We start from the raw sequence: 12,666 nt of genomic DNA, 5'->3' as shown, positions 1-12,666 counted from the left end.
AAAAAATAGATACAAGATCGGAGCTGACCTATGAATATCCTTATCACTGGAGCCGCTGGCAAAATTGGAAGCGAACTGACCGCATATTTACAAGATAAGTTCCAACTACGGCTTGCGGATCTGCATACCGATCGATTACAGGGTTATCAGCAGACCAAGCATGAGATTATGACCCTCAATATCACTGATCCCGAAGCTTGTCAGCAAGCCTGTGAAGGCATCGACATCGTAATTCATCTAGCAGGAGATCCTTTGCCAGATGCAGGATTTTACGAATCGTTGTTAGATAATAATATCAAAGGAACGTTTAATATTTTCCGAGCTGCCCAAGATCAAGGTGTACAGCGAGTGATTTTAGCAAGCAGTGCACAGACGATAGAAGGGTATCCAATCGATGCTCAAATTTATCCTGATATGCCGACAAGACCACGGAATCTGTATGGTGTGAGCAAGTGCTTTGGAGAATCATTAGCTTCGTATTTTGCATATACCGAAGGGCTACAGAGTATTGCGATTCGTATTGGTGCGTATGATGATTTTAAGGCAGAAGGGCCGACACTTGAAGCACGTGATATGAGCGCATATCTCAGTCCAGCAGATATGTGTGATCTATTTTATAAGTCGATCATTGCTACCGATCTTGAGCCTTTTGCTATTCTTCATGGAATATCAGATAATCGGTTTAAGCGTCTTTCTTTGGATGATACGAAAAAGAAAGTGGGCTATGATCCCAAGTCGGATGCATTCGCTCTTAGTGACATTTCGTTGTATGATAGCCCGCGTTAATATCAAATATATGAACCTCTGCGTCTATTTAGCGTTTCTCTTTTCTCATACTTAAATACCTATCAAATGTAATTAAATATATTTGTTTGTCGGATTTTTGCAAGAAAAGGGTAATCATACATAGGAAGCGGAATTTCTGTCAACACTCTATGTAAAGGAGATTACTTGTCTTATGAAAGTACAACCTGATCGCAAAACTTACATCAAGCAAGCTATTTTAATTGGAGATTATCATCAGGAAGCACCATATCATCCTCTAGAACCAATTGAAAAAGAGATTCGTAAGCTGATGCCTGAAGGCTGGGAATTACATGTAACTGATGACTACGATATGTTCACTGCTGAACGTTTGGAAGCGTATGATCTGTGTATTTCGTATACAGATACGTTTGACAAAAAGTTCAGTGTTGAACATACCGCAGGCATTATCTCATATGTTGTGAATGGTGGCGGGTTACTAATCATTCATGCAGGCGTATCGATGCAAGAACAGCGACATGAAATGAAGTTATTAATGGGAGCTGTCTACCGTGGGCATACTGATTATCAGCAATTAAATATGTGTGTATCTTCTCCAAGCCATCCGATTATGAAAGGTATTTCTTCATTTTCGATGGATGAAGAGCCATATGAATTTTCATTGCTATCAGCGGCAGAACGTACAATACTGATGGAGTATAATCTAGATGGAACTACATGGCCGGCGGCATGGTGTTCTGAGTATGGATTAGGTCGAATCGTGTATTTGATGCCAGGTCATCATGCGGCTTCTTTTGACTATCCTGAATATCGCAAAATTGTAGTGCAAAGCATATTGTGGGGCGCTGGTCTGGATGCTGAAAATTAGAATATATTCTTACAGATCTGTAGAGCATCCTATCTAGCCATATCAATCATATTGGATATACAGAAATTAGGCATATCTGCTTTTAGACGTTATACTAATAACAGATCGACAAAGACATGGGCATGTTGCCATGAGTCGGTCATGAAGAAGTGACCGGACTATGGCAATGTGCAGGGCTTCTGTTAGGTAAAGAATACTTAGTGTAGATGAATGGAAGTATACAACAGGAGGAATGAAAATGAGCGATTTATTTAAACGAGCAGTTTCGCTAGGTCTTGGACTTACGATTGTCAGCAAAGAAAAAGTAGAAAAAACGGTAGAAGATTTGGTAAAACGTGGAGAATTGGCTCCTTCTGAATCGCGTGCATTGGTAAACAAACTTATGGATCGTGGCGAAGAAGAACAGAACCAAGTGAAAACATGGATTCGTGGACAAGTTCAGAAAGTGCTAACTGAACTGGAAGTGCCAACTAAAGAAACCACAGAACAATTGAATGAGCGGATCACGGTTCTCGAGAAGCGTCTTGCCGAACTGGAATCACCGCAACAACCGGAATAAGATGGCTCTTCATATCCGGCATGCCGGAAGGTATAGAGAAATAGCCATGGCGCTCATGCGTCATGGCTTTGGTTATATGGTCGAGGAACTCGGATTACACCAGATGCTAGCGATTCCGCTTCGACTGGCACGTCGTGAAGTACACGGTATTCGCACGCTAGGAGAACGTATCCGTCTGGTACTCGAAGAACTAGGTCCTACTTTTGTAAAGTTAGGTCAGCTTGCGAGTACACGCTCTGATCTTTTGCCTGAAAATATTATTAAAGAATTAACGAAGCTACAAGAACAAGTCCCTCCATTTCCTGCAACCGAAGCGCGAAAAATTATAGAATTAGAGCTAGGTTTACCGATTGAAGAAGTGTTCGAGTCGTTTGAAGATGTGCCTGTAGCAGCAGCATCGATCGGACAGGTACATTTGGGCACTTTACATTCTGGAGAAAAAGTAGCGATCAAAGTGCAACGTCCTGGCGTGTCACGTATCGTTAATCGTGATCTGGAAATTTTGCGTGATCTAACAGGGTTGATCAAAAAGCATATGGAATGGGCTTCTCAATATCAACTGGAAGAAATCGTTGAAGAATTTGCCAAGTCTATGCGCGAAGAATTAGATTACAGTGTCGAAGGACGTAATATGGAACGGATTGCAAGTCAATTTGAACGTGATCGGAATATCCATATTCCTGTAACGTACTGGAATTATACGTCTGCTCGTGTGTTGACGATGGAGTATATCGACGGGATTGCTTTAGGGAAACGAGAAGAGATTATAGAGCAAGGACTAGACTTGGGAAATGTGGCGCAACATCTGGTTGATTCGATGTTGCAGCAGATTTTTATCGATGGTTTTTTCCATGCCGATCCGCATCCAGGTAATCTACTGGCTTTGCGTGATGGACGTATTGCTTTTCTTGATTTTGGACTGATGGGACGACTGAGTAGTGAAATGAAAAGTCATCTGACAGCACTTATTATAGCGTTGTTACGTAAAAACACAGACAGTATGATCCGTGCGGTCATGAGATTAGGTTTTGTACCGGAAGATGTGAATATGTCTGCACTGCGTAGCGATTTTGAGCGTATGCGAGAGCAGTATTATGATGTTCCTTTTTCCCGTATTAATCTAGGCAGTGCATTGAATGAAATGTTTGATGTGGTGCGTCGTTACCGGATCGGGATACCGCCGGACTTGACGTTGTTGGGCAAATCATTGATCACACTTGAAGGTGTGATTGAACGGTTAGATCCATCGCTGAGTATTTTGAGTATGGCAGAACCTTTTGGACGCAAGTTGTTACGAGATAAATATGCGCCTAATAAAGTTCGTCAACGTATCACAGATGGAGCATTACATGCTGTTGAAATGCTAACCGATCTACCGAGGCAAGCATCCGAATTATCTCGTATGATTCGCACCGGTAAAATGAGAATAGAAGTCAGCGTACCTGAAGTTAAAGATATGATGCAAAAAATGGATCAGATCAGTAACCGACTGGCTTTTAGTATAGTATTGCTGGCTTTTAGTATTATTATGGTCGGTCTTATTGTCGGTTCATCATTACGAGATCAGACACCGATTCTATGGGGATTCCCTGTAGTCGAGATTGGTTTTGTGATTGCTACATTGATGGTGATTTGGCTATTTTATGCTATTTTCAAATCAGGTCGATTTTAGAAAAAACGTTATATTTGGAGATTTACAGATTTCAAATGATGTGGTATTCTTTCTGAGTCGATATACTTATACAGATATAACTTAATACCTATTTGTTCGTAAAGCATACGGGCTATTCCTTTTTCAAGGGAGTAGTCCGTTTTTTGTTTGTATATTTCACATATAGTTATATATGAAGGTGTTTTATTTTCCAAATTCAGCTATAAAGATTAGGTCTTGGAAGAAAGCGAATTATCTTTTATAATGAATTTTGTAGTTCTTAAGATACATATTAGTCTATATTGCCTATATTTTATTCAGGGGGAAAGAAAATGAAAAAGAAAATGATGACTGTACTTGCGGCAATGATATTATTTACAGGAGTAGGTGTAACTGTACCTCAAGTGGATGCAGCGAATAATAAACCACAAATTGAAGTGTTATTAGATGCACGCAAAATGGCATTTCCAGATGCCAAACCTTTTCAAGATGATAGCAATGCGGTGATGGTACCTATTCGATTTGTATCTGAAAAATTGGGCGCTAAAGTGGGATGGAGTAAGGCTGGAGGAAAGCAGATTGTTACTTTAAAAACTGACAAGCATACTGTCTCTATGACAGTCGGATCAGCTACAGCAGTAGTCGATGGTGAAAGTAAGACGTATGATAGTAAGATTATTTTAAAACAAAGTCGCACGTTTGTACCGTTACGTCTTGTTAGTGAAGGACTTGGACAAACAGTGAATTGGGATCAAATTGGCAAGTGGGTGTGGATTGGAAGTAAAAAAACTCTAAAAATTGATGAGTTAAATCTAAAAACACAATCTCTGGAGCCTTATAGAACATACTTCGCTTCGATGAAAAATAACTTTTACTTTCTAAAACATCTTGGAAGTACTCCCTATACTGGAGCTGTTAATGTCAAGTTCAATGATTTTCCAGCAACAACTCTAGCGGATATATCTATTTACAGCATGGAACCCTATAGTCAAGCTGGAGCTGAGTATTTAAAAGTTCGTTCTACGGGAAAAACTAATAATATTCTACTCCTCACAGACAAAGGGGATGCTCGATATCGGATGCCCAGAGAGGATATGACTAAAAAAAATGCGGATGGTACCGAGTATAACTTTTACGAAATTTATTCAAGAGCTGACGTAGATTTGGATGGAATCGTTGATAAAAAAAACTTATCTCTAAAAGATATCAAATACATTAACTTGGTTAATGCCTCTAAGACTAGCTTAGTTATTGTAACTAATCCTTGGAGAAACTAATATGGCTTCCTTTTTATTTAAATATCGTGCTTTTATTTCTGTATTTTTAGTAATTATATTTTTAATACCTACTTTAGTATTCCCAGCAAATCATACTTCTTTTGCTGCTGAATCAAATAGTGCGGTTACACCCGTTAGTTTTTATAAAAATGAGTCTCCAGATGCCACAGATGCAAACAAGCGTTATTTTGTGGGTATGATGTACTTTGATATGTGGAAAGGAACAACGTGGGATTTAGAAAAACAACCTCAAGTGGGGGACTTTGGAGAAGCTGTACAAGACTATATTTTCAAGTTTCCTAATCGTAAAATAAAAAGTATAACTGCGGAACAGTTTAAACCTACTGCGGATAACTTAGTTTATTTTGAAGCTTCTCGTACTGATCATTGGGAAAATTATGCGGAGATTGTATCTAATGGTGGCAAAGAAAACACACTGTCATTTACCACTTCTGGAATAGGTACAGATACTGCATCCATTCCATTTAAAATTAATATGAAGTTGAATACCAATTCTGGAAAAACTAAAAATATTACAGAGAATTGTGGGGATCGCTGTAATGACGGAGTTAAGGGTTATCGTATCTTTGCTCCAGTATTATTTACCATCGAACTAGATTCAGAATTAAACGTATACTACAAAACCAAAGATGGTAAATCTCTTAACGATGTTTTTCCTCCTCGTATCGAAGAGATGAAGCCAGGTACAGAATATGTTTTTACGCATCCAGAGAATCCAAAATACAAATATGTTGGATATAAAAAGAGTACGACTGGCGAAGATCCTACAGGAGAGATGATAACAGGGGATCCACCCAAATTTAAATACTCTGGCTCTTTTGAAAAGTATATTGCTTATCAGTACTATGATGTAATCTCAGATCCATGTGAACTTGATCCTGATGCAGAAGAATGTACTGTACCTCCAGAGCCTCCCAAAGAAGACAGTCTTTGCGAATATACAATCTTGCCACCCACTGTGAAAACGACAACAAATAAATCACTATTAGATCCACAAGCACAAGGTCATATCCTAGCAGATGACAATACTAATGATCGTCACTTTGATGCGACTCGGGCAATACCGACTTCTGAGCATTTATATGCCAATGCATGGGGATATAATTATTTGTTCCAGCATGAATTTGATAATATGGATGGCCAAGTAGAATACAAATGCAAAGTCAAAGTAGTTTATAAGCTCAAGTGGAAAGAAAAGCGTGGAAGTGGAGATAACGAACGTTGGGTTTCTAAATCAGATACAGATACGAAGACTTACAATTTTTCGTATACAAGAGACTATGATTACTGGAAGATCAAAGTACTTGAAGTACTCGGTCTAGATCAAGCTACAATGTCTAACTATGCTCTACCTGGTGGAAAAGTATCTATACCTACGACTGGTTATACTCCACCTAATGTAGAACTAGAACATAGCGATAAAGTAGAAGACCATGTTAAGCCTGATGATGATATTCTGGTGAAATATTCTCCACCAACATTAGATGGTGGTAAACAAGGTCGTCCAAGAACACCGAATGATGAATCCAAATTAAAGAACATTGCAGAAGGTAACACAGATGATGCGGAAGTCAAAAATGATGCTATTCAGTTCTCTTTTGAAGGAAAAGATACGGAAGTGATGAATGGAGAATGGATTCTAAAAACAGCTCCTACGCCCAAAGAAATCCCCGTACCCCGTCAAATTCGCTCATTCAAAGATTCTAGCGAAAAAGTGTTATATGTAGGGTCTCAGCTTATTAGCCCTAAGCTTATTAACAAAGCCAATACAATAGCAACAGGAACAATCTATTACAAGATGTTAGAGCAACATGTGCAAGGTAGTGGAGATCAGAATTTTCCGATTACAGGCATCAATACCGTAACTGTACATACACCTGTTGTAAATTACTCTCTTGTCTCGGATGACCAGAAGCACAATCAGAAAACAACACCTGACCTATACAGTTCAGCTTTGATTTTAGATCGTCCTTTTTCTGTACGGATTCCAACCACAGGACAGCATATTACTTATCCTGGTTATGGTCATCGAGATTATGCGAAGTATGTCCGTACCAAGCAAGTACAATTTCCTTTCGATGTGTATAACAAGGAGCAGACAATATTTATTCCGAAAAATACATGGGTTGATGTGCCAGTGACACAACTCGATACCTTTTTCTTTTTGCCGGTATGGGTAGATGAAGGGAAATACCAGATTCTATTTCGTACGATTGCAGAAAATGCACCGACTTCTTTTACAGTACAACGTAATGCGAATGTGACTTTGGACAATCATGTAGCTGTTGAAAGTGTACCTGTAGATGTGATTGGAAGAGTGTATGATTTTCATATTACAGATATTGCCGATTATAACTGGCAGATTGTGTTCCGTCCGTGGGAAAATATCGATGTACCTGATCAAGCTTCGTATTGGGTAGGAGCCAATGGAATAGATGGCGCACCCCGTGGAAATAATACGCCTTATGTACTTCCTGTTCGTCAGGGTAGCCATCCGTTTTATCGTAATCTAGCGGTGAAAACAGGTTACCATTTCAAATTCGATCTCAAAACTAAAGGCAATATGTTTGGAGCACAAGACAGTATACGTATTACACCGACCTTTAGTTATGTTCCGCGTGAAGGTGGAACCCCTTTTCCAGTTGATTTGTATTATTCGACAGCTACTGAGAATCTAATAAAGATCGGTTCACCGCAAGATAAAGTACAGCGCTATACTATTTTGAACGATCCTTTGCGAAATGTACCTGACGATGAATTAAAAAATACAGCACTGTATATGTATGATCTGTTGCTACAACAAACTCATTTTTCTCAACAGAATAAGCCGATGCAGAGCAATACTAGTGGGGCAAGCAAATCTACAGCTATCTCTGCAAATGCACCCGATTCTGCTATCTGGAAAGTTATTCTAGAACGTGCAACTACTTCATTATGGCGAAATCTGACGGGCATCTCTTGGGAAATTACAGCAGAACAATTACAATCTTTAGCGCAAAAAATGGACAATGCTAATGAAGCTTCTTCTTTCAATGGATTTTCTACGATATCTTCATCCGTTTCACCAGTAGAAAATAACATAATATCACCGAACAATGCCGAAGAAGCTGTTCACATGTTCCAACAGGCTAGTCGTACGCGCAAAGTGAATGTAGGCACATTTACTCAACTATTGTTGACTCAGCCACTACGTACTTTGATCGGCCCACAGACTAATTTGCCAGAAGGAAATAATACGATGCGTTCATTAGCAGCGGTGCAGAAATGGTACGGGGAATATAGCCTACCTGCGGATGTTCTAGTTGTCAAACAAGGTACAGCTTTAGAACAATTTACAGGCTCAACGAATACAAATCGAAAGCAGACAACAGCAGACCCTTCTGTAGATAACAATATCCAGTCGAATCCAGCTTATAGTAGCGCAAAAGGATTAGACGAGCATTCATCCGTTTTTCTGAAAGATGGCTATATTGTTGTTAACTTTAATATAGAAACGATTCAGAATAATGATTTGGAGAAGCCACATTTGCAATATATCAATGCTCCACTGATTAATCAATGGCAACTGGAAGGATTTCAAAAGCACGTTGTAGATCCATGGGGATTTGAGTTTCAGTTAAAAGATGGAGACGTATTATTTTATCATGCGAATAAAGGAAGTCGAAGTGATTTCCAATCTTCGGTGACCCATTAATCTATCTAGCTATAGATGAACCTCTATCAATATATTTTAAATTCATCAAAAAAAGATGTAGGTTTTATAGAGAAAATTTTGTATAATGAAAATCTATCTGTACCTACGGCTCTGTTTTCCCGCGAGAGGAAAGCAATCTACTTATTTTGAATTTAATATCATAATGAATACTGTCTGCGATATTCGTTCGGAAAGTTTTTAACGTCCGGGCAGATTCGTTATGTTCCACACAAGGAAAGAGGATGATCATGAATCTACAACAACAATGGTTTGGTAATGTTCGGGGAGACCTTCTTGCCGGTATTACTGTAGCCTTGGCTCTTATTCCCGAAGCGATCGGATTCTCGATTATTGCTGGTGTTGATCCAATGGTTGGATTATATGCTTCAATCTGTATCGCAATTGTTATCTCTATTGCAGGTGGACGCAGCGGGATGATCTCGGCGGCTACAGGCGCAATGGCAGTACTGGTAGTTGATCTTGTACGCGATCATGGTGTTGAATATTTATTCGCAGCCACGATCTTAGCAGGTATTTTTCAGGTATTACTCGGCTGGTTTAAGATCGGGCGATTTATTACCTTTATCCCCCAATCAGTCATGACTGGATTTGTTAATGCACTGGCGATTGTTATTTTTATGGCGCAATTGCCACAGTTTGTTGGGGCGAACTGGATCATGTATGCGATGGTGATAGGAACGCTGGCGATTGTCTATATTTTGCCACGCTTCACGAAAGCAGTGCCTGCACCACTGGTTGCGATTATTGTGATGTCGTTATTAACGTATTTCCTTCATTTGGATGTACGTACCGTAGGCGATATGGGGCAGTTATCGAATCAACCGCCTGTTTTTCATTTACCAATGATCGATATATCTTTGGATATGTTGCTGATTATTTTACCGTATTCGATTTCGCTTGCTTTTGTCGGTCTATTGGAATCGCTGTTAACTGCAACGATATTAGATGAAATGACAGATAGCAAAAGCGATAAAAATCGGGAAGCTCGCGGACAAGGAATTGCTAATATCGTTAACGGATTTTTTGGCGGTATGGCAGGTTGTGCGATGATCGGACAATCGGTAATTAATATCAAATCCGGTGGACGTGGACGATTGTCTACATTAACCGCAGGGGTATTTTTATTATTCTTATTGTTAGTACTCGGTAATATTGTACGTGAAGTACCGATGGGCGCTCTGGTTGGTGTTATGGTTATGGTATCTATTGGTACCTTTAGCTGGCGCTCATTAGTGACGATTCATAAAATTCCTTTGTCAGAAGCGATTATTATGGTGACGGTAGTTGCTATTGTCGTGGCTACAGATAACCTTTCTATCGGTGTCGGCGTAGGTGTAGTCATGAGTGCATTGCTATTTGGTTGGAAAATGTCTCGTATTCATATCACTGCAACGATGGAATCAGGCAATATCATCTCTAACCCTAATCTATTGAACAAAGTAGAACAGAATACAACTTCTTCTATAGAACAGGGTACAGCACAACCAGCACAGGTGAAAGTCTATGAAGTGAGTGGACCGATGTTTTTTGGGACGATGAGTTATTTTGTAGATCAATTTGTGCCAAATGATGATCCAGAACAGATTGTGATCGACTTTACCCGTTCACATATTTGGGATCACTCGGCTGTTATCGGGATTACCAAAGTCAAAGAAAAGTATAAAGCTGTGAATAAAGAAGTGCATATTCGTGGCTTAAATGAAGAAAGTCGTCTCCTGCTTGAAAAATTAGGAACAACTGCATTGTCTTCAGGACATTGACGTAACTAGAAATAAGCGGTATATTGACGCTAGAGCAGTTTATCCAAAATGGCATACTACGGACTTTTAAATGACGTTATAGATGTAAGCATCGGTATCTACCGGTGCTTCTTTTTACGAGAGCATTTTTTGAAATGCTGCTGAATAAAGATCACAAGAATGGGTGAATAGAGTTGAAAAATTTTAATGAGTTCGGCATCTCGCCGAATGTCGTAGAGCTTATGGCTTCCAGTGGAATCACACAGCCTACCGAAGTACAGCAGATGTCGATTCCGGGATTACTTAAAGGCGGAGACGCAATCGTTCAAGCCAAAACAGGTACAGGTAAAACGTTAGCGTTTTTACTGCCAATTTTTGAAAAGTTAAACTTGAACGCCGTTGGAGCACCTCAAGCGCTGATTATAGCACCAACACGTGAGTTGGCTCTACAGATTGCAACGGAAGCAAACAAATTAGCCGCTGCTTATGAAGGTGTACGTATTCTTGCTGCTTATGGTGGACAAGATGTAGAACGTCAATTACGCAAGCTTGAAGGTGGATGTCACCTTGTTGTGGGTACACCGGGTCGTCTGATTGACCATATGGGTAGAGGTACACTGGATCTAACGAAGATTCGTACACTGGTACTGGATGAAGCCGATCAAATGCTACACATGGGATTTTTGCCTGATGTTGAAAAAATGATCAATGCTACTTCTCCAGCACGTCAAACGATGTTATTTTCCGCAACAATTCCTGACGGTATTCGTCGTCTATCTGCGCAATATATGCGTACACCAAAAGATATTCGTGTCGGTCCTGCTGAAAGTGTACCGTTGAAATTGATCCGTCAATTAGTGGTAGAGTGTACTCCTCGTGGTAAGCTACCTGCATTACGTGAATATTTGGAAAAAGAAAAACCATATCTAGCGGTGATCTTCTGTCGTACCAAAAAACGGGCGGCTGAACTGAATCAACAGCTTAAAGAATTGGGTTATTCTTCGGATGAACTTCATGGCGATTTGTCTCAAAACAAACGTGAGCAAGTGATGCGCGCGTTCCGTGAAGCGAAATTGCAATTATTGGTTGCGACTGATGTAGCGGCTCGTGGTATTGATGTAGAAGGAATAACACATGTATTCAACTACGATATTCCACAAGATGCTGAATATTATATTCACCGTATCGGACGTACCGGTCGTGCAGGTGAAACAGGAAAAGCGATCACATTTGTGACTCCACATGATCGTGATGAATTACAAGCAATCGAACAAGGAACTTCACAGAAATTAGAGCGTCAAATTGCTCGCACATCGATAGAGTCAGATGATTCTGGTGAATTGTTGTCTAATGTAGAAGCCAAAGCAGGCAGACGTGCTAATCATAAATCTCGTGATCAAGATCGCAAAAAAGATGGTAAACGTGGAGATGCACGTCGTGGTGCTTATCGCGAAGAATCTTCAGGTGGACGATCAGGCGGTCGTGGTCGTTCTTCTTCTACTTCAGAACGTGATCGTTTTGCAAGTAAAGGTGGCACAGGTAAACGTGGAGAACGCAGAGAATCTACACCTTCTGTACGTACGACTGCTCGTCCAGAAGCAAAAGAGTCAAGTGCTCGCAGTGAACGCCCGGAACGTAGTTATGGTCGTAAAGATCAAGCACGTTCAGGTAGTGGTTCTGCTCCAAGACCAACACGTCGCACAGACGATGCTCCTTCTTTCCGCAGAGATGCTTCTAAAGGTCGTACAATTTCGTCAGGCGATTCAGATCGTACACGCGAATACGGTGGAGCTGGAAGTAACAGCAACGCTGGTGGACGTCGTAGCGAAGGTACAGGTAGCGGTCGTGCAGAACGCACGTATGGCAAAAATAGTAGCAGTAACGGTGGACGCAACAACCGTCCTTCTACAGGCAAGCCTAGTAGTGGTGGTCGTTCTTCTAGTCGTCCGTCAGATAATGCCCGTCGTGGTGGCAAACGTTAATAGTCCTATTTTATCCCCTTTGATCGTAAAGGGGATTTTTTATGATGAGGTTTGGGACATATGTCCTTTATCTCTAAGGGAAAGATCGT

At 40.3% G+C, this 12,666-nt stretch carries 8 protein-coding genes; all 8 read left to right on the top strand.

Annotated features, from left to right (window positions below; genetic code table 11):
• Positions 1 to 30 precede the first annotated feature (30 nt).
• The 8 genes from QE450_RS17570 (at position 31) to QE450_RS17535 (ending at position 12,577) form a co-directional block, all read left to right on the top strand.
• Entirely contained in the window at positions 31 to 786 is a 756-nt protein-coding gene (locus tag QE450_RS17570) for an NAD-dependent epimerase/dehydratase family protein (RefSeq protein WP_307300913.1), read from the top strand.
• Between the two features lie 172 nt (positions 787 to 958).
• Positions 959 to 1,633, top strand: coding sequence for a ThuA domain-containing protein (locus QE450_RS17565; protein ID WP_307300911.1), 675 nt, complete (start codon positions 959 to 961; stop codon positions 1,631 to 1,633).
• Between the two features lie 238 nt (positions 1,634 to 1,871).
• Positions 1,872 to 2,192, top strand: coding sequence for a phasin family protein (locus QE450_RS17560; RefSeq protein WP_273613842.1), 321 nt, complete (start codon positions 1,872 to 1,874; stop codon positions 2,190 to 2,192).
• Between the two features lies 1 nt (position 2,193).
• Positions 2,194 to 3,864, top strand: coding sequence for an ABC1 kinase family protein (locus tag QE450_RS17555; protein WP_274171700.1), 1,671 nt, complete (start codon positions 2,194 to 2,196; stop codon positions 3,862 to 3,864).
• A 311-nt stretch (positions 3,865 to 4,175) separates the two neighbouring features.
• Positions 4,176 to 5,120 carry a copper amine oxidase N-terminal domain-containing protein gene (locus tag QE450_RS17550; RefSeq protein ID WP_307300909.1) on the top strand — a complete coding sequence of 315 codons (945 nt, stop codon included), beginning with the start codon at positions 4,176 to 4,178 and terminating at the stop codon, positions 5,118 to 5,120.
• A gap of 1 nt (position 5,121) precedes the next feature.
• Positions 5,122 to 8,835, top strand: coding sequence for a DUF5704 domain-containing protein (locus QE450_RS17545; RefSeq protein WP_307300907.1), 3,714 nt, complete (start codon positions 5,122 to 5,124; stop codon positions 8,833 to 8,835).
• Between the two features lie 248 nt (positions 8,836 to 9,083).
• Complete coding sequence (locus tag QE450_RS17540; RefSeq protein WP_307300905.1) at positions 9,084 to 10,616, top strand: SulP family inorganic anion transporter; 1,533 nt, start codon at positions 9,084 to 9,086, stop codon at positions 10,614 to 10,616.
• Positions 10,617 to 10,789: 173 nt separating this feature from the next.
• Positions 10,790 to 12,577, top strand: a complete 1,788-nt coding sequence (locus QE450_RS17535) for a DEAD/DEAH box helicase (protein WP_307300903.1) — start codon at positions 10,790 to 10,792, stop codon at positions 12,575 to 12,577.
• The last annotated feature ends 89 nt before the right edge of the window (positions 12,578 to 12,666 follow it).

The organism is Paenibacillus sp. SORGH_AS_0306 (assembly GCF_030819345.1).
GTDB lineage: Bacteria > Bacillota > Bacilli > Paenibacillales > Paenibacillaceae > Saccharibacillus > Saccharibacillus kyungheensis.
The sequence above is the reverse complement of the archived record's forward strand: the minus strand, read 5'-3'. Positions and strand labels throughout refer to the sequence as shown.